This is a genomic window from Streptomyces sp. HUAS MG91 (assembly GCF_040529335.1).
GTDB lineage: Bacteria > Actinomycetota > Actinomycetes > Streptomycetales > Streptomycetaceae > Streptomyces > Streptomyces tabacisoli.
On record NZ_CP159534.1, the window covers coordinates 1,960,173 to 1,978,684 of the forward strand.

The following is an 18,512-nucleotide window of genomic DNA, read 5'->3' on the forward strand; positions in this document are numbered from 1 at the left end:
TCGCGTCAGTCGCTGATGCCCGCGAGATCCCGCAGTCGGCGTCCCTGAGCCTCCCGCTCGGCGATGCGCTGCTTGTCGAGGGTCCGGCCGGAGGCGCCCTGGAGCAGCGCCTTGGTCTCGATCACGGCGTCGCGCGGCGCGGCGAGGAGCGCGCCGACCAGGTCGGACGTGGCCGCGTCCAGAGCGTCCGCGGGCACGGCGACATTGGCCAGACCGCCGGCCACGGCCTCGTCGGCGTGCACATAGCGCCCGGTCACGCAGATCTCCAGGGCGCGCGCGTAGCCGACGAGCGAGACGAGCGGGTGCGTGCCGGTCAGGTCCGGTACGAGGCCGAGGCTGGTCTCGCGCATCGAGAACTGCACGTCGTCGGCGACGACGCGCAGGTCGCAGGAGAGGGCGAGCTGGAAGCCAGCGCCGATGGCGTGGCCCTGGACCACGGCGACGGACAGGATGTCGCTGCGCCGCAGCCAGGTGAAGGCGTCCTGGTACTCGGCGATCGTCGAGTCCAGGACGTCGTCGTCGCCGCGTGCCAGGTCGATGAAGGACGGCTCGCCGTCGAAACCCTCGGGCGTGAACGCCTGACGGTCCAGGCCCGCGGAGAAGGACTTGCCCTCGCCGCGCACCACGACGACCCGTACGGAGCCCGGCAGTGACCGCCCGGCTTCGGTCAACGCCCGCCACAGAGCGGGAGACTGAGCGTTGCGCCTGTCCGGGTTGGTCAGGGTCACCGTGGCGATCGCGTCGTCGACGGTGAGCCGGACCCCGTCCTTGTCGAGCAGGGGTACGAGCGTAGCCATCTGGGCCTCCGAGTCTGCGCAGTCGTGTCCACGAACGACGTGAACGACCTAAGTGACTGCACAGTAACCACCCGGCCGATCGGGGAACCGACCGGGTGGTCACCGCGGGAGCCGGTGCGGCCCGCCGCCCGGGGGCGGAGGGCCGGCCGCGTCAGCTTGCCGCGGCCTTCTTGCCTCGCGTGGCCCCGCCGCGACCGCGCAGCGTGACCCCGGACTCGCTGAGCATCCGGTGCACGAAGCCATACGAGCGGCCGGTCTCCTCGGCCAGTGCCCGAATGCTCGCACCGGAGTCGTACTTCTTCTTCAGGTCTGCCGCGAGCTTGTCGCGCGCGGCGCCGGTCACCCGGCTGCCCTTCTTCAGAGTCTCGGCCACCCGTGCCTCCTCATGGGAAGTGCGCTCTGGATTTCCCATGATCACCCCTCCCGGCCGTCCTGGCCACCCATTCGGCAAGGTCCGTAGGCCGGGAATTCCCGCCGCGAAGGGGATCCACACGAGTGGAATTCGTGGTTCCGGAGGCTTTCCGGACCCCCCGGAACCACCCCTTCGAAAAAACCGGCAGGTCAGCGACTGCCCAGGCGCCCCAAGGGCTTCAGGGCCGAGAAGGGGGCGAAATCCGTGTAGGACACACCTCGGTACGAGGCGATCTCACTCAGATGAAGGATCACGACTCGGCCGAATGATCCATACCGAGTGGATCATCTCTTCGATCAAGCGGTGCTGACGTCTTCCGGGCGGCCCGGAGCCGGTCAGGCGAGTGCGACGAGGTCCGCGTAGGTCTGGCCCCACAGGTCCTCGACGCCGTCCGGGAGCAGGATGATCCGCTCCGGCTGCAGCGCCTCGACGGCGCCCTCGTCGTGCGTGACCAGAACGACCGCGCCCTTGTAGGTGCGCAGCGCGCCGAGGATCTCCTCGCGGCTGGCGGGGTCGAGGTTGTTCGTGGGCTCGTCGAGGAGCAGCACGTTCGCCGACGAGACCACCAGGGTCGCGAGGGCGAGCCGGGTCTTCTCGCCGCCGGAGAGCACACCGGCCGGCTTGTCGACGTCGTCGCCGGAGAACAGGAACGAGCCGAGCACCTTGCGGACCTCCACGAGGTCCAGGTCGGGCGCGGACGAGCGCATGTTCTCCAGGACGGTGCGCTCGGGGTCGAGCGTCTCGTGCTCCTGGGCGTAGTAGCCGAGCTTGAGGCCGTGGCCCTCGACGACCTCGCCGGTGTCGGGCTTCTCGGTGCCCGCGAGGAGGCGGAGCAGGGTGGTCTTGCCCGCACCGTTCAGCCCGAGGATGACGACGCGCGAGCCCTTGTCGATGGCCAGGTCGACGTCGGTGAAGATCTCCAGCGAGCCGTACGACTTCGACAGGCCCTCGGCCATCAGCGGCGTCTTGCCGCAGGGCGCGGGGTCGGGGAAGCGCAGCTTGGCGACCTTGTCGCTCTGGCGCACCGCCTCCAGGCCGGCGAGCAGCTTGTCGGCGCGGCGGGCCATGTTCTGCGCGGCGACCGTCTTGGTGGCCTTGGCGCGCATCTTGTCCGCCTGCGCGTTCAGCGAGGCGGCCTTCTTCTCGGCGTTCTGCCGCTCGCGCTTGCGGCGCTTCTCGTCGGCCTCGCGCTGCTGCTGGTAGAGCTTCCAGCCCATGTTGTAGACGTCGATCTGGGAGCGGTTGGCGTCCAGGTAGAAGACCTTGTTGACGACCGTCTCGACCAGGTCGACGTCGTGGGAGATCACGATGAAGCCGCCGCTGTACGTCTTCAGGTAGTCGCGCAGCCAGACGATCGAGTCCGCGTCCAGGTGGTTCGTGGGCTCGTCGAGGAGCAGGGTGTCCGCGTCCGAGAAGAGGATGCGGGCCAGCTCGATGCGGCGCCGCTGACCGCCGGAGAGCGTGTGCAGGGGCTGGCCGAGCACCCGGTCCGGGAGGTTGAGCGCGGCGGCGATGGTGGCGGCCTCGGCCTCGGCGGCGTACCCGCCCTTGGTGAGGAACTCCGTCTCCTGGCGCTCGTACTGCTTGAGGGCCTTGGCCTGGGTGGCGCCCGTGCCGTTGGCGATGCGCTGCTCGTTCTCGCGCATCTTGCGCATCAGGGTGTCGAGGCCGCGGGCGGACAGGATGCGGTCGCGCGCGAGCACGTCGAGGTCGCCGGTGCGCGGGTCCTGCGGCAGATAGCCGACCTCGCCGGAGCGGGAGATGGTGCCGGCGGCCGGGATGCCCTCACCGGCCAGGCACTTGGTGAGGGTGGTCTTGCCCGCGCCGTTGCGCCCGACGAGGCCGATGCGGTCGCCCTTGGCGACACGGAAGTTGGCGTTCTCGATGAGGATGCGGGCGCCTGCGCGCAGTTCGATACCGGATGCGGTGATCACGGGTGGGTCTCCAGGGCAGTGAACGGCTGATTGACGGGTCGGGGGCCGGTCTGTGCCGCTAATGCACCCAGAGAAGAAACGTCATACAGCCCAGCTTACCGGTGGGATGCAAGGGCTTTTCCCGCGCGTCCGGGATGGGGGCCCGGCAGCTCGTTGCCCAGGGGCGTGCGGTGCGGGGCGATCCGGCCGAGGTCGTCGACGGCGACGATCTGCTCGGTCCAGTCGGTGTCGTGCCCGGCACACGGCTGGGCGATCAGCAGCGCGGCCCCGCGGCGCGCGGCGGCGGCCGGGGCGAACGCGCAGCCCGCGCGCGCGGGCAGCACCCAGCGCAGGTCGCCGTCGGCGGTGCGGTAGGCGGCGATGCGGTGCGGGGTGACGACGGCGAGCATCCGGGCCGCCGGGTCGAGAGGCTGGAGGACCCCGGCGCCGCCGTGCGCGCCCGGGGTGCGCAGCCAGGGCGCGGCGTCCGGGGTCGCGCGGTGCCAACGCACGGTGGCCGCGGCGCCGCGCTCGGTGTCGGTGACCAGGCCGTCGCTCCACAGCGCGAACGCGTGCCCGGCGGCGGGCAGCACGGCGAGCGCGCGGCGCCCCTCGCGCGTGTGGCGCCAGCGGGTGCCCTCGGCGTCGTACGCCTCGACGGCGCCGACGCTCGTGCGCAGGGCGGGCGCGCCGGGCCGGTCGCCCACGCGCGCGAGGTGGTCGCCGAACGGGTGCGGGCGCGCGCCCTGGGCCGCGCCGATCAGCAGCAGCGCGAGCAGGACGGCGAGCGGCGGCAGGAGGGACGCGGCGCGGGGCCGCCGGGACGGGCGTCCCGGCGGGCGCACGGGGCGCGCCGCCGGCCGTGCGGGGCCCTGCCCTGCCGTCGCGTCGAGCGGCAGCACCGCCATCGCACGCCCCCCTCATCTGTCACCACAGGCCACGAATCAGGCGCAGAGCGTAGCCGTGGCGGTGGGCGGGCGGGTCGGCGGACGGTGCCGACACGGCGTGCGCGGGCGCGCGCGTCCCCCGTTCGGCCGCCGGATCAGGGCCAGGCCAACCGCCACGTAACAGGATGAACAGGGTGGGTTCCGGCGAGAGGGCGGTACGAGCATGCAGTTCGACGACGACGCCAACCTGGACACGTCGGAGGTCCAGGACCAGCGGAGCAGCCGGGTGCCCGGCGGCCGGGCCACGATCGGCGGCGGTCTCGCCGGTCTGCTGGCGCTGATCCTTGGACTGTTCTTCGGCACCGACCAGTTCGGCCTCTCCTCGGACGGCTCCGGCACGCCCGCGACGTCCGTGTCGAGCGCGGCGCAGGTGCAGCAGCAGTGCCGTACGGGGTCGGACGCGAACAGCAAGGACGACTGCCGGATCGTCGCGGTGGTCAACAGCGTGCAGGACTTCTGGCGCCAGGAGTTCGCGCGCCGCAACGCCCGCTACAGCGGCGCCTCCACGGTCTTCTTCACCAACCGGGTGAGCACGGCGTGCGGCGCGGCCACCTCGGCGGTGGGCCCCTTCTACTGCCCCGGGGACCGCAAGGTCTATCTCGATCTCGGCTTCTTCGACGAGCTGCGCACCAAGTTCGGTTCGAGCGGCGGGCCGTTCGCGCAGGCGTACGTCGTGGCACACGAGTACGGCCACCACGTGCAGAACCTGATGGGCACGCTGTCGCGCTCGCAGGACGGCCGCACCGGGCAGAACAGCAACGCCGTGAAGGTCGAGCTCCAGGCCGACTGCTACGCGGGCGTGTGGGCCCGGGGCGCGACGCGCACGCCCGACGAGTCGACCGGGCGCCCGCTGATCACCAGCCTGACGGACGCCGACATCCGGGACGGGCTGGACGCGGCCGCCGCGGTCGGCGACGACCGGATCCAGGAGCGCTACCAGGGCCGGGTGACCCCCGAGTCCTGGACCCACGGCTCGGCCCAGCAGCGCCAGCAGTGGTTCTACCAGGGCTACAAGACCGGTGACATGGGCCGCTGCAACACCTTCGGATAGGCCCGCGGGGCGTGGGCCGTCAGGCCCCGCCGGTGTGGACCTGGAAGGCGGCACGGCGCACGGCCTTCGCGAGCGCCGGGTCGGGGTGGGCGGCGGCGAGGGCGACGAGGACCTGCACGGTGCGGGGGTGGCCGACGGCGCGGACCTCCGCGATCAGCGCGGGCACGGTCGGCTGCACGGCGGACTCCAAGTGGCGCACGAGGAGCGGGGCCTCACCGTGGTCGGCGACGGCCGCGGCGGTGTCGACCCACAGCCAGGTGGCCTCCTCGCGGGTGAGCACCGTGTGCACGTCCTCGGGGTCCGCGCCCTCCGCCTCGGCGAGCCAGAGCAGGGCGTAGGGGCGCAGGCCCGGCTCGTCGGCCGCGCGCCGCACCTCGGGCTCGGCCGGGCCGCCGACGACGCGCAGCGCCTCGAAGGCGAGGCCCCGCAGCAGGGCGTCCTCGCCGCGGGCCGCCTCGATCAGCTCGATGACGGCGGTGCCGACGTCGCGGGCGGCGAGCCAGGCTCGGTACTCGGAACGCGCGGCGTTGGGCCGCAGACGGGCGCAGCCGCGCAGCATGTCCTCGGCGCTGACCTCGATGTTGCCCGCCGGGGACTGGGCGGCGACGCAGATCTGCTCCAGCTTGACCCAGACCGCCCAGCTGCCGAGCGGGGTGAGGGTGGCCTGTCCGTCGGCGTAGGTGAGCGCGCCGACGGAGGCGAGGCCGTGCAGGGACCAGTCGAGCAGCGGGCGCAGCGGGGTGTCCTCGGGCGGCGTCGGCTCGGGCTGCGGTCCGAAGGGGATCTCGCAGCGCTCGGTGCGCAGTTCGGTGACCCGCTGGTCGAGGAGGTCCAGGAGCTGGGCCGCCGCGACGGGGCCCGCCATCAGCTGGAGGAAGGACAGCAACTGCGGGACGGCCTCGACCACTTCGGCGACCGCGGCGGGCTCCAGGGCGTCCGGCGCCGGATGGACCAGCGACCAGGCGTCGAACAGGGCGACCCAGCCGCGCAGTACGGCGGTGTCGTCCCGGTCCCAGGCGCGCAGCCGCCAGCCGGGGCGGGCGCTGTCGCCGTGCACCTCGACGAGGCCGGCGAGGCGGGCGGTGTCCCAGTCGGCGCGGACCCGCTCCACGCTCAGACCGAGGTCGTCGGCGGCGCGGCGCGCGGTGGCGTCGGAGAGGGTGCCCTTGCCGTCCCCGGCGGCGGTGTGGTTGCCGGGGCTGAGCGTGGCGTCCGCCCAGCGCGCCACGCGGACGGCGGCGGCCAGGCCCTCGCGCGCGGTGCGGGCGAGTTCGGCGGGGGGCGGGGTGCCCTCCGGGGGGCGCGGGGCGGGGCGGGCCACTCGGCGCGGGGCAGCGGGGGCCAGCGGCTGGCGGCGGGGGCGGACTAGTCGGAGCCTGGAGTCGCGCGGGGTACGGGACGTCACTGGAGCAGTCTCCAGGGTGACCCCGCGAATTCCCAAACGCGGCCCTGTGTTCGGCGCTCGCGCCGGGGTGCGGGACCCGCCGTCCGGGCCCCGCGCGGGCGTTCACATCAGCGGGGTCAGGAAGCGCCGCAGGGTCTCCTCGTACGTCGCCGGGTCCGCGTTCCACATGCCGTTGTGCGGGGCCTCGTCGACCGTGTGCAGGGAGACCAGGTCCGGGCGGCGGGCGGCCAGCCGGCGGGAGAGCGCCCAGGGCGCGACCTCGTCGTCGGGGCCGTGCACCACCAGGGTGGGGACCTTGAGCAGGCGCGGGTCGGCAGCCTCCGCGAGCCGGTCGCCGGTCAGGCCGGTGCGCCCTTGGGCGGCGCGCACCGCGAGCGGCAGCAGCGCGCCCGGGGTGCGGCGGGCGGCGGCGAGGGCGCGCAGGGTCGCCTCCCAGGACAGCACCGGGCTGTCCAGGACCAGGCCGGCGATGCGGTCGCGCAGCGCGGAGTGGGCGGCGGCGTGCAGGGCCATCGCGGCGCCGGTGGAGAAGCCGATGACGATGACGCGGCGGGCGCCGTAGCGCACGGCGTAGCGCAGGGCCGCGTCCAGGTCGCGCCACTCGGACTCGCCGAGGTGGTTCAGGCCGTCCGGGGAACGGGGCGCGCCGAGATCGCCGCGGTAGGCGAGGTCGAGGATCGGGAACTGCTGGCGGTGCAGGAACTCCATGAGGTTCATGGGGTGTTCGCGGGTGGTGCCGAGGCCGTGCGCCGTGACGATCCAGGTGTCGCGGGCGCCGGGCACGAACCAGGCGGGCAGTGCGCCGAGTTCGCCCGGGATGTCGATGTCGGCGTGGTCGAGGCCGAGCGCGGCCTTGGGGTCGCCGATGTGCACCTGGGGCGTGAGCCAGGCCCGGACGCCGGGTTCGAGGGTGCCGTGGGTGACCCGCTCCAGGCGGCGCACGACCGTGTCCGCGGCGTGCGGGGCAGAGCCGACGACCGGTCCGACCACGGCGTGGAAGCCGTCGCCCGCGAGTCCGTAGGTGCCGGGGTACTGGGAGGCCAGGTCCCGGGTGAGGGTGATGTGTCCCGCGGCGATGGCGTGGACGGTGAGCCGGGGCTCGGTGGGCAGGGGGCGTCCTGCGGGCGCCTTGAGCGCGGCGTCGCTGGCCAGACGGCCGGCGGCGATGGCGGCGGCCGAGGCCCCGAGGACGGCGGTGACGGCAGCGGCCGTCGCTTTGGCGGTGCGCACCCGTCCAGTGTCGGGGCCCGGGCGCGCCCGGGCCAGCGGGACGGAGGATGCGAGTGACGGGCGTACCGGGCGGGGCGGAAAGAGCGTACGGATTCTTCTCACCGGGCCTCCTCTTCTTCTCACCGGGCCTCCTCGCGTCGCCGGGGCTCCCCTACGAGTGCTCCGCGAGGCGCGACGTACGCCTCCCGCTGGGCGAGGGGTACCCGGCGGCGGTCAGCGCGGCGGGGCCGTCCGGCCGTATCCGGCGAGCCGCTGGGACGCCTCCGCCATCTGTGCCTCGCTCAGCAGTGAGGGGCGCAGCCCGGGGACGGAGTGGGCGGTGAGCCAGAGGCGGCACATCCATTCCAGCTGGGCGGTGCGGTCGTAGGCCTGGGAGAGGGAGTCCCCGTACGTGACGGTGCCGTGGTTCTGCAGGAGGCACGCGGTGCGTCCGGTCAGTGCATCGAGCATGTTCTCGGCCAACTCCTCGGTGCCGTAGGTCGCGTAGGGGGCGACCCGGACGGTGCCGCCGAGGGCTGCCGCCATGTAGTGGACGGGCGGGAGTTCCGGGACGAGCGTGGAGACGGCTGTCGCGTGCACCGCGTGGGTGTGCACGACAGCCCGCGCGGTGGTGTTCCGGTAGAGCGCGAGGTGCATGGGGAGTTCGCTGGTCGGGGCGAGGGTTCCGGCGCGCGGGGTGCCGTCGAGGCCGACGGCGACGAGGTCGTCCGGGCCGAGCCGGTCGTACGGGACCGCGCTCGGGGTGACGAGGATCAGCTCCTCGCCGCGGTCTCCGTCACGGACGCGTACGGAGACATTGCCGGAGGTGCCGACGACGAGTCCGTCGGCGACCGTTCTGCGGGCCGTCGCCACCAGCTCTTCCCAGGCCTGTCCGTGCTCTGTCGGATCCGTCATGGCGGCATCCTGCCAGCCGTGGCGGGCTCCGGACGGGTGCGGAACGGAGGAGTCCGGTAGCTCCGCCATGGGCATGTATGACCCCATTGAGGGCGATTGGCTTGGGTTCGACGGGCACGTCAGGATCTTCCGGTAATCTCTGGGGGATTTGTCATGCACGTCGCCATTCGGGGGGAAATATGGCTCGTGACAGCAAACCGTCCCGTCGTCGCGCACTCCTGCTCGCGACGGTGACCGTCACCGCACTGACCATGGGGTCGACGGTCCTGGCGGAGCTGCCGGTCCAGGCGGCGACGAGGCCGAAGGGACACGACGTCTCGTCGCACCAGAAGAATGTCGACTGGTCGAAGACGAAGAGGAAGGGGGCCAGGTTCACCTATGTGAAGGCGACCGAGTCCACGACCTACAAGAATCCGTACTTCTGGAAGCAGTACGACGGCGCCCGCAACGCCGGCATCATCCGGGGCGCCTACCATTTCGCGGTGCCCGACCAGTCCTCGGGCCGGACCCAGGCCGCGTACTTCGTGCGCAACGGCGGGGACTGGCGGGGGGACGGCTGGACACTGCCGCCCGCGCTCGACATCGAGTTCAATCCGTACTCGAAGCACAAGTGCTACGGCATGAGCAAAGGCAAACTGGTCTCGTGGATCTCGTCGTTCAGCGCCGAGGTGCAGCGGCTGACCGGCCGGCACCCGGTGATCTACACGAACTACCACTGGTGGAAGACCTGCACCGGCAACAGCGGGGCCTTCTCCGTCGACCACGCCCTGTGGCTCGCGCGCTACGACGAGAGCGCGGGCTCACTGCCCAAGGGGTGGTCGTTCTGGACGTTCTGGCAGTACGACAACAGCGGCGGGCTGCCGGGTGACCAGAATCTCTTCAACGGGTCGATGGCCCAGCTGAGGAGGTTCGCCCTGGGCTAGCCGGAACAGGGACGAAAGTCCCACGGAACCCGGTATTCCGGGGCTCCGCGGGGTCTCTTCCCGGGCCGATCCGGAGTCGGTGTCACCACCACGCGCCAAGCGGAGTGGCAGCACTCCGGATCGGGTCACCGCAAGGCCCTTCCCAGTTCATCTTCCGTTCACCCGACGTGCTTACGTTCGAACCGCCACTGACGTCCAACCGAAGCCTGGGTAAATGGAACACATCACGCTGCTCCTTGCGATCGTGATCGTTACCGCGCTGGTTTTTGATTTCACCAACGGTTTCCACGACACCGCCAACGCGATGGCGACGACCATCTCGACCGGCGCTCTCAAGCCGAAGACGGCGGTGGCCATGTCCGCCGTGCTCAACCTCGTCGGCGCGTTCCTCTCCGTAGAGGTCGCCAAGACCATCTCCGGCGGCATCATCAACGAGAACGGCCTCAGAACAGAGGTCATCTTCGCGGCGCTCGTGGGCGCCATCCTCTGGAATCTGCTGACCTGGCTGCTCGGGCTGCCGTCCAGCTCCTCGCACGCCCTGTTCGGCGGTCTCATCGGCGCCGCGGTCATGTCGATGGGCTGGTCCTCGGTCAACGGCGGCACCGTCGTCACCAAGGTGCTGCTGCCCGCGGTCGCCGCGCCGATCGTCGCCGGTCTCGCCGCGATGCTGGCCACGCGCCTGACCTACCGCATCAGCCGGAAGACCGACCAGAAGGCGACCGCCAAGGGCTACCGCGCCGGTCAGATCGCCTCGGCCGGGCTCGTCTCCCTCGCGCACGGCACGAACGACGCGCAGAAGACGATGGGCATCATCACCCTCGCCCTGATCACCGGCGGCGTCATCGCGCCCGACGCCGACCCGCCGCTGTGGGTCATCGTCTCGGCCGGTACGGCCATCGCGCTCGGCACGTACCTGGGCGGCTGGCGGATCATCCGCACCATGGGCAAGGGCCTCACCGACCTCGCCCCGCAGCAGGGCTTCGCCGCGCAGACGTCCGCCGCGACGGCGATCCTCGCCTCCTCGCACATCGGCTTCTCGCTCTCCACCACCCAGGTCTGCTCCGGCGCCGTCATGGGCTCCGGCCTCGGCCGCAAGGGCGGTGTCGTCCGCTGGTCGACCGCGACCCGGATGTTCGTCGCGTGGGGTCTGACCCTGCCGGCCGCCGGTCTGGTGGGCGCGGGCGCCGAGTTCCTCACCAAGCAGGGTCCGTGGGGCGTCGGCCTCACCGCCGCGCTGCTCGTGGCCGGCTCGGGCGTCATCTGGAAGCTCTCGCGCCGCGACTCCATCGACCACACGAACGTCACCGCCGACGAGACCGGCTCCGCCGCCGCGCCGGCCGCCGAACCCGCGGGGGTCGTGACCACGGCCATCGCCGCGGTCACCCCGCCGCCCGTCGGCACCCTGATCACCGGGGAGTCCGAGGACGTGAAGGCGACCATCCCGGCTCCCGCGCCGGCCGACCCCGCGCGCCCCGCCGGCGCCACGCTGTAAGGAAGCAGGACCAACTATGAAGATCGACTGGGCGGCCCTCGGGTCCGTGTTCGGCGTCAGCCTCGTGGTCACCGTGGCCCTGGTGGGCCTGTTCACCCTCGGCATCGTCGGGCTCTCCAAGAAGGAGTCGGCGGCGCAGCGGGGCGGGTCGGGGGCGCTTGTCACCTCCGGTGCGTATGCGTGTTTTGCGGCGTGTGCGGCTGCTGTGGCGTACGGGATCTTTCTGATCGTGGCCTGAGCCGCGGCTGTTCTTTCGGCGGGCCCGGACCTTGATGGTCCGGGCCCGCCGTGTCTGTGTGTGCCGCGGCCTGTCGCGGGTCGGGTGCCGCTCTCGTCGTGGCTGGTCGCGCAGTTCCCCGCGCCCCTGTCGGGTCGTCGTTCGGCTGACGGCCGGTGGCCGCTTCTCGCGCAGTTCCTCGCGCCCCTGGGTCGTTCTCCGTCCGCGGGCCGGTGGCCGCTTCTCGCGCAGTTCCCCGCGCCCCTGAGGCAGGCGCTGACGCGCCGCCTCCCCCTTGAGGCTGCGCTCCGCGCGCAGCCCCGGGGACGCGGGGGCGTGTGGACCTGCCCACACTCTCTCGTCCCAGGTCAACAGCAAGTTGACGTGCCTTCGCGGAGCGTGGTGGACTTCCATCGCCATATACGGCAGCAGGTGAGGAAGCCGGTGCGAATCCGGCGCGGTCCCGCCACTGTGAGTCCTCGGTCGTCCGGGGACGAGCCAGGAACTCCCGCTGCCGGTCTCGTCGAACCAGGGCGTGGACACCCTGAGTGAGGACAACTACCGCCATGTTCGCCCTGCGCGGCGTCATGCGGCCCGGGCGCGTGTTCGCGTACGGGGCCGCCGCAGGCTTGTTGAGCGACCTGCTCGTCGGTGATCCGCGCCGTGGGCACCCCGTCGCCGGGTTCGGGCGGGCCGCGAGCGCCGTCGAGCGGGTGCTGTGGCGGGACCACCGCGGCTGGGGCGCACTGCACACCCTGGTCTGCGCCGGTGGCGCCGCCGCCGTGGGAGCCGCCGCCTCGCGTGCCGTACGCCGCTCCCCCGCCGCCGCCGTCACGCTGACGGCCGCCGCGACCTGGGCCGTGGTCGGCGGGACCTCGCTGGGCCGGGAGGCGCGGGCGATCGGCTCCGCGCTGGAGGCCGGGGACGTGGAGCTCGCGCGGGAACTGCTGCCGCGGCTGTGCGGGCGCGATCCGCAGGGCCTGGACGCGGACGGGATCGCGCGGGGCGTCGTCGAGTCGGTCGCCGAGAACACCTCCGACGCCGTGGTGGGCGCGCTGGTGTGGGGCGCCGTCGGCGGGGTGCCGGGGCTGCTCGCCTTCCGCGCCGTGAACACGCTCGACGCGATGGTCGGGCACAAGTCAGCGAAGTACCGCCGGTTCGGCTGGGCCTCGGCGCGCCTCGACGATGTCGCGGGCTGGCCGGGGGCCCGGCTCACCGGCGCGCTCGCCGTCCTCGCCGGCGAGCGGCCCCGCGCCGCGCTGGCCGCGTGGCGGGCGGACGCCGGGCGGCACCCGAGTCCCAACGCCGGGGTCGTCGAGGCCTCCTTCGCGGGGGCGCTCGGGGTACGGCTCGGCGGCACCCTGTCGTACGCGGGGCGGGTCGAGCACCGGCCGGAGCTGAACGGCGCGGGACGGGCGGTCCGGGTGACCGATGTGGAACGGGCCGCGCGGTTGTCGCGGCGAGTGAGTGTGCTGGCGCTGGGAGTCTGTGTGGGCGGGCGGTTGCTGTGGGGTCGTCGATGAACCGGGGCGGGCTGCTCGTCGCGGGCACCACCTCCGACGCGGGGAAGAGTGTCGTCACCGCCGGGATCTGCCGGTGGCTGGTGCGGCAGGGCGTGAAGGTCGCGCCGTTCAAGGGGCAGAACATGTCCCTCAATTCGTTCGTCACCCGCGAGGGCGCCGAGATCGGGCGGGCGCAGGCGATGCAGGCGCAGGCCGCCCGGGTCGAGCCGACCGCGCTGATGAACCCGGTGCTGCTCAAGCCCGGCAGCGACCGCAGCAGCCAGGTCGTGCTGATGGGCAAGCCCGTGGGCGAGATGAGCGCGCGGGGCTATCACGGGTCGCGCCAGGAGGCGCTGCTCGACACCGTGGTGGGGTGCCTGGAGGAGCTGCGGGGCAGTCATGACGCTGTGATCTGTGAAGGCGCCGGCTCTCCCGCCGAGATCAATCTGCGGCGCACCGACATCGTGAACATGGGCGTCGCGCGGGCCGCGCGGCTGCCGGTGCTCGTGGTCGGGGACATCGACCGGGGCGGTGTCTTCGCCTCGTTCTTCGGGACGACGGCGCTGCTCGCGCCGGAGGACCAGGAGCTGCTCGCCGGGTATGTGGTGAACAAGTTCCGCGGTGACGTGACGCTGCTGGAGCCCGGACTCGACATGCTCAAGTCCCTCACCGGGCGGGCCACTTACGGCGTGCTGCCGTATCAGCACGGGCTCGGCATCGACGAGGAGGACGGGCTGCGGGTCTCCCTGCGGGGCGCGGTGCGCGAGTCCGTCGTCGCGCCGCCCGCCGGCGAGGACGTGCTGCGGGTCGCGGTGTGCGCGGTGCCGCTGATGTCGAACTTCACCGACGTGGACGCGCTGGCCGCCGAGCCGGGTGTCGTCGTGCGGTTCGTGGACCGGGCCGAGGAGCTCGTCGACGCCGATCTGGTGGTGGTGCCGGGCACGCGCGGGACCGTGAAGGCGCTGGAGTGGCTGCGCGAGCGCGGGCTGGCGGAGGCGCTGGTCCGGCGGGCCGCCGAGGGGCGGCCGGTGCTCGGCATCTGCGGCGGCTTCCAGGTGCTCGGTGAGCGCATCGAGGACGAGGTCGAGTCACGGGCCGGGGTCGTCGACGGGCTCGGGCTGCTGCCCGTACGGGTGCGGTTCGCCGCGGAGAAGACCCTCGCCCGGCCGGTGGGCGAGGCCCTCGGCGCGTACGTCGAGGGGTACGAGATCCATCACGGGGTCGCCGACGTGCTCGGCGGGGAGGCCTTCCTGGACGGGTGCCGGGTCGGTTCCGTGTGGGGCACGCACTGGCACGGGTCGCTGGAGTCGGACGACTTCCGGCGGGCCTTTCTGCGGGAGGTCGCGGCGGCGGCCGGGCGGCGGTTCGTGCCGGCGCCGGACACGTCGTTCGCGGCGCTGCGCGAAGAGCAGCTGGACCGGCTCGGGGATCTCATCGAGCGGCATGCCGATACCGATGCGCTGTGGCGGCTGATCGAAGGGGGCGCTCCTGCGGGGTTGCCGTTCGTGCCGCCCGGGGCGCCGTCTTGAGTGCCGGGTGGGGAAGTCGCCCCCGCCGCCCCTTCCCGTCCCGTCCCCGGGGGCTTCGCCCCCCGGCCCCCATGGGTTTTCTTGTACGCGCGCGTTCGTGGGGGCTTGTCGCGCAGTTCCCCGCGCCCCTTACGGGGCGCCCCAAGTCAACGGAGGATCACGGCTGATGTCTGCCCCTTATCCGTTCACCGCCGTCGTCGGGCAGGACGATCTGCGGCTCGCTCTTCTGCTCAACGCCGTGTCGCCCGCCGTCGGCGGTGTGCTCGTGCGCGGGGAGAAGGGGACCGCCAAGTCCACCGCCGTGCGCGCCCTTTCGGCCCTGATGCCGAGCGTCGGGGTCGTCCCCGGGTGCCGGTTCTCGTGCGATCCCGCGGCGCCCGACCCGCAGTGCCCCGACGGGCCGCACGAGGAGGCCGGGCAGACCGAACGACCCGCCCGCATGGTCGAGTTGCCCGTCGGCGCCTCCGAGGACCGGCTCGTCGGCGCGCTGGACATCGAGCGGGCGCTCGCCGAGGGCGTGAAGGCCTTCGAGCCGGGGCTGCTCGCCGACGCGCACCGCGGGATCCTGTACGTGGACGAGGTGAACCTGCTCCACGACCACCTCGTGGACCTGCTCCTCGACGCCGCCGCCATGGGCGCCTCGTACGTGGAGCGCGAGGGCGTCTCCGTACGGCATGCCGCGCGCTTCCTCCTCGTAGGGACGATGAACCCCGAAGAGGGCGAGCTGCGGCCGCAGTTGCTCGACCGGTTCGGGCTGACCGTGGAGGTCGCCGCGTCCCGGGAGCCGGCGCAGCGCGTCGAGGTCGTGAAGCGGCGGCTCGCCTACGACGACGCACCGGACGCCTTCGTCGCCCGGTGGGCCGACGAGGAGGCCGACGTACGGGCGCGGATCGTCGCCGCGCGCGCCCTGCTGCCCGAAGTGCGGCTCGGGGACGACGCGTTGACGCAGATCGCGGCGACCTGCGCCGCGTTCGAGGTGGACGGCATGCGCGCCGACATCGTGATGGCGCGGACCGCGACCGCGCTCGCCGCGTGGGCGGGGCGCACCGAGGTGCTGTCGGAGGACGTGCGGCAGGCGGCCCTGCTCGCGCTGCCGCACCGCAGGCGGCGCAACCCGTTCGACGCGCCGGGGCTCGACGAGGACAAGCTCGACGAGACGCTGGACGAGTTCGGCCCCGACCGGCCGGACGACGACCCGGAGCCCGACCCGGAGCCGAACGGGCCGGACGACGGCCCGGACGGCGGTGGCGGCGGTGGCGGGGTTCCGCCGCAGGGTGATCCGGCGGACGACGGCGGCGCGGCGCAGGAGTCCTCCGGCGCGTCCCCGGCCGAGGCGCCCGCGCCCGGTGGCGGTGCGCCCCAGGAGCAGCGGGCCGTGTCGGCCGGTGAGCCGTTCCGTACGAAGATGCTGAGTGTGCCGGGGCTCGGCGAGGGCGCGGCCGGGCGGCGGTCCCGGGCGCGCACCGAGCACGGCCGCACGACGGGTGCCGTACGCCCCCGGGGGAACCTGACCAAGCTGCATCTGGCGGCCACCGTGCAGGCGGCCGCGCCGCATCAGCGGGCGCGGGGCCGCAGCGGTCCGGGGCTCGTCGTGCGCCGGGACGATCTGCGGCAGGCGACCCGGGAGGGGCGCGAGGGCAATCTCGTGCTGTTCGTGGTCGACGCCTCCGGTTCGATGGCGGCCCGCAAGCGGATGGGCGCCGTGAAGGGCGCCGTGCTTTCGCTGCTCCTGGACGCCTACCAGCGCCGGGACAAGGTGGGGCTCGTGACGTTCCGGGGGTCGGGCGCCGAGGTGGCGCTGCCGCCGACGTCCAGCGTGGACGCCGCCGCGGCCCGCCTGGAGACGCTGCCGACGGGCGGGCGCACGCCGCTGGCCGCCGGGCTGCTCAAGGCGCACGAGGTGCTGCGCGTGGAGCGGCTGCGGGATCCGGCGCGGCGGCCGCTGCTGGTCGTCGTGACCGACGGGCGGGCCACCGGCGGGCCGGAGCCGGTCCAGCTGGCCGCACGGGCCGCCGGACTGCACGCCGCCGAGGGCACCGCCGCCGTGGTCGTGGACTGCGAGAGCGGCATGGTGCGGCTCGGGCTCGCCGGTGAGCTGGCCTCCCGGCTCGGCGGGCAGGCCGTGACGCTGGACGAGCTGCGCGCCGACTCGATCGCCGGGCTCGTCAAGGACGTACAGGGAACCAACACCATCCGCAGGAGGGCCGCCTGATGCCGCAGGGACAGCCGAGTGTCGTACCGGACGACGGACTGACGACTCGTCAGCGCCGCAACCGTCCGCTGGTGTTCGTGCACACGGGCATCGGCAAGGGCAAGTCGACGGCCGCCTTCGGTCTCGCGCTGCGCGCCTGGAACCAGGGCTGGCCGATCGGGGTGTTCCAGTTCGTCAAGTCGGCGAAGTGGAAGGTCGGCGAGGAGAACGCGCTGAAGGTCCTCGGCGCCTCCGGCGAGGGCGGGACCGTCGACTGGCACAAGATGGGCGAGGGCTGGTCCTGGGTCCAGCGCGATGATCAGGCGGACAACGAGGAGAAGGCCCGTGAGGGCTGGGAGCAGGTCAAGCGGGACCTGGCCGCCGAGACGTACAAGCTGTACGTGCTCGACGAGTTCGCCTACCCGCTGCACTGGGGCTGGATCGACGTCGAGGAGGTCGTCCAGGTGCTGCGCGACCGGCCCGGCACCCAGCACGTGGTCATCACGGGCCGCAACGCCCCCGAGAAGCTGGTCGAGTTCGCCGATCTGGTGACGGACATGTCGAAGGTGAAGCACCCCATGGACGCGGGCCAGAAGGGCCAGCGAGGCATCGAGTGGTGACGCACGTCCCCCGGCTCGTCGTCGCCGCGCCCGCCTCCGGTTCGGGCAAGACGACGGTGGCGACGGGGCTGATGGCCGCGTTCGCCGAGCGCGGTCTCGCCGTCTCCCCGCACAAGGTGGGCCCCGACTACATCGACCCGGGCTACCACGCCCTCGCGACGGGCCGCCCGGGCCGCAACCTGGACGCGTACATGTGCGGCCCCGAGCTGGTGGCGCCGCTGTTCGCGCACGGCGCCGCCGGCTGCGAACTCGCCGTCGTGGAAGGCGTGATGGGCCTGTTCGACGGCGTCTCGGGCGCGGGCGAGCTGGCGTCGACGGCGCATGTCGCCAAGCTGCTCAAGGCGCCCGTCGTGCTGGTCGTCGACGCGTCGTCGCAGTCGCGGTCGGTGGCGGCGCTGGTGCACGGCTTCGCGTCGTTCGACCCGGAGGTGCGCCTCGCGGGCGTCATCCTCAACAAGGTCGGCTCCGAGCGCCACGAGCAGCTGCTGCGCGAGGCCCTGGAGGAGGTCGGCGTCCCGGTGTACGGCGCGCTGTACCGCACCCCGCAGGTGGCCACCCCCTCCCGCCACCTGGGTCTGGTCCCGGTCGCCGAACGCAGCACGGAGGCGCTGGACTCCGTACGGGCGTCGGCGGCGATGGTCAGGGAGGGCTGCGACCTGGAGGGCCTGCTGGCCCTGGCCCGCACGGCCCCGCCGCTGGCAACGGAGGCGTGGAGTGCGAGCGCCCCGCCAGGGGCGCGGGGAACTGCGCGCTCAGCCCCCACCGAGCCGCACACGCGCACGAAACCCGTCGTGGCAGTAGCAGCAGGCGCGGCCTTCACCTTCTCCTACGCGGAACACACGGAACTCCTGGAGGCGGCCGGCGCGGAGGTCGTCCCCTTCGACCCCCTCCACGACGAACACCTCCCGGAGGGCACCGCGGGGCTGGTCGTCGGCGGCGGCTTCCCCGAGGTCTACGCCCCGGAGCTGTCGGCGAACGAACAGCTCCGCAAAGAAGTGGCCGCGCTGGCCGTCACGGGCGCCCCGATCGCCGCCGAGTGCGCGGGGCTGCTCTACCTGGCCCGTTCCCTCGACGGCAGGGCGATGTGCGGGGTCCTGGAGGCCGACGCCCGGATGTCCGGGCGGCTCACGCTCGGCTACCGGGACGCGGTCGCGATCGGCGACAGCGTGCTGGTCCCCGCGGGGACCCGGATGCGCGGTCACGAGTTCCACCGCACGGTCCTCGAACCGGGCGCGGGCCCGGCGCCCGCGTGGGGCATGCGGCTGCCCTCGCCGCGCGTCGAGGGGTTCGTGCAGCAGGGCGTGCACGCCAGCTATCTGCACACGCACTGGGCGGCGCTGCCGGACGTCGCCCACCGGCTGGTGGGGCGGTGTCCGAGGTGAGCGGCGG

The 18,512-nt window shown here is 73.2% G+C and carries 16 protein-coding genes and 1 riboswitch; of the genes, 9 read left to right on the plus strand and 7 right to left on the minus strand.

The window, feature by feature from the left end:
- Positions 1-5 precede the first annotated feature (5 nt).
- The 4 genes from ABII15_RS09065 to ABII15_RS09080 all read right to left on the minus strand — a co-directional run bounded on the left by ABII15_RS09065 (position 6) and on the right by ABII15_RS09080 (position 4,030).
- Complete coding sequence (locus ABII15_RS09065; RefSeq protein WP_353941765.1) at positions 6-797, minus strand: enoyl-CoA hydratase/isomerase family protein; 792 nt, start codon at positions 795-797, stop codon at positions 6-8.
- Positions 798-948: 151 nt separating this feature from the next.
- Positions 949-1,170, minus strand: coding sequence for a helix-turn-helix domain-containing protein (locus tag ABII15_RS09070; protein ID WP_018533414.1), 222 nt, complete (start codon positions 1,168-1,170; stop codon positions 949-951).
- A 374-nt stretch (positions 1,171-1,544) separates the two neighbouring features.
- Positions 1,545-3,143 (minus strand): ABC-F family ATP-binding cassette domain-containing protein, encoded by a 1,599-nt coding sequence (locus ABII15_RS09075; RefSeq protein WP_353941766.1) that lies wholly within the window; start codon positions 3,141-3,143, stop codon positions 1,545-1,547.
- Positions 3,144-3,238: 95 nt separating this feature from the next.
- Complete coding sequence (locus ABII15_RS09080) at positions 3,239-4,030, minus strand: hypothetical protein (RefSeq protein ID WP_353941767.1); 792 nt, start codon at positions 4,028-4,030, stop codon at positions 3,239-3,241.
- Between the two features lie 202 nt (positions 4,031-4,232).
- On the opposite strand from ABII15_RS09080, the gene ABII15_RS09085 reads away from it, so the two are divergent.
- On the plus strand, positions 4,233-5,120 hold the full coding sequence (locus tag ABII15_RS09085; RefSeq protein WP_353941768.1) for a neutral zinc metallopeptidase: 888 nt from the start codon (positions 4,233-4,235) through the stop codon (positions 5,118-5,120).
- Between the two features lie 19 nt (positions 5,121-5,139).
- Here ABII15_RS09085 and ABII15_RS09090 read toward each other — a convergent pair whose 3' ends face one another.
- From ABII15_RS09090 to ABII15_RS09100, 3 genes are all read right to left on the minus strand, one after another.
- Positions 5,140-6,525, minus strand: a complete 1,386-nt coding sequence (locus tag ABII15_RS09090) for a hypothetical protein (protein WP_353941769.1) — start codon at positions 6,523-6,525, stop codon at positions 5,140-5,142.
- 102 nt (positions 6,526-6,627) lie between these two features.
- Positions 6,628-7,755 carry an alpha/beta hydrolase gene (locus ABII15_RS09095; RefSeq protein WP_353941770.1) on the minus strand — a complete coding sequence of 376 codons (1,128 nt, stop codon included), beginning with the start codon at positions 7,753-7,755 and terminating at the stop codon, positions 6,628-6,630.
- A gap of 213 nt (positions 7,756-7,968) precedes the next feature.
- On the minus strand, positions 7,969-8,649 hold the full coding sequence (locus tag ABII15_RS09100) for a class II aldolase/adducin family protein (protein ID WP_353941771.1): 681 nt from the start codon (positions 8,647-8,649) through the stop codon (positions 7,969-7,971).
- Positions 8,650-8,828: 179 nt separating this feature from the next.
- Between ABII15_RS09100 and ABII15_RS09105 the strand changes: the two genes are divergently transcribed.
- The 8 genes from ABII15_RS09105 to ABII15_RS09140 all read left to right on the plus strand — a co-directional run bounded on the left by ABII15_RS09105 (position 8,829) and on the right by ABII15_RS09140 (position 18,505).
- On the plus strand, positions 8,829-9,572 hold the full coding sequence (locus tag ABII15_RS09105; protein WP_353941772.1) for a lysozyme: 744 nt from the start codon (positions 8,829-8,831) through the stop codon (positions 9,570-9,572).
- Between the two features lie 214 nt (positions 9,573-9,786).
- Positions 9,787-11,064, plus strand: coding sequence for an inorganic phosphate transporter (locus tag ABII15_RS09110; protein WP_353941773.1), 1,278 nt, complete (start codon positions 9,787-9,789; stop codon positions 11,062-11,064).
- 16 nt (positions 11,065-11,080) lie between these two features.
- Positions 11,081-11,302: a hypothetical protein gene (locus ABII15_RS09115; protein ID WP_353941774.1), complete on the plus strand. Its 222-nt coding sequence runs from the start codon at positions 11,081-11,083 to the stop codon at positions 11,300-11,302.
- A 364-nt stretch (positions 11,303-11,666) separates the two neighbouring features.
- A riboswitch (cobalamin riboswitch) is annotated at positions 11,667-11,810 on the plus strand.
- A gap of 58 nt (positions 11,811-11,868) precedes the next feature.
- Positions 11,869-12,804: a cobalamin biosynthesis protein gene (locus ABII15_RS09120; RefSeq protein ID WP_353946999.1), complete on the plus strand. Its 936-nt coding sequence runs from the start codon at positions 11,869-11,871 to the stop codon at positions 12,802-12,804.
- Positions 12,801-14,312, plus strand: coding sequence for a cobyric acid synthase (locus ABII15_RS09125; RefSeq protein ID WP_353941775.1), 1,512 nt, complete (start codon positions 12,801-12,803; stop codon positions 14,310-14,312). The genes ABII15_RS09120 and ABII15_RS09125 overlap by 4 nt, the downstream gene beginning before the upstream one ends.
- A 166-nt stretch (positions 14,313-14,478) precedes the next feature.
- On the plus strand, positions 14,479-16,524 hold the full coding sequence (locus ABII15_RS09130; RefSeq protein WP_353941776.1) for a putative cobaltochelatase: 2,046 nt from the start codon (positions 14,479-14,481) through the stop codon (positions 16,522-16,524).
- Positions 16,524-17,123 carry a cob(I)yrinic acid a,c-diamide adenosyltransferase gene (gene cobO, locus ABII15_RS09135; RefSeq protein ID WP_353941777.1) on the plus strand — a complete coding sequence of 200 codons (600 nt, stop codon included), beginning with the start codon at positions 16,524-16,526 and terminating at the stop codon, positions 17,121-17,123. Before ABII15_RS09130 ends, cobO begins: the two co-directional genes overlap by 1 nt.
- A complete protein-coding gene (locus ABII15_RS09140) occupies positions 17,120-18,505 on the plus strand; it encodes a cobyrinate a,c-diamide synthase (protein ID WP_353941778.1) in 1,386 nt (461 codons plus the stop codon). The genes cobO and ABII15_RS09140 overlap by 4 nt, the downstream gene beginning before the upstream one ends.
- Positions 18,506-18,512: the final 7 nt, after the last annotated feature.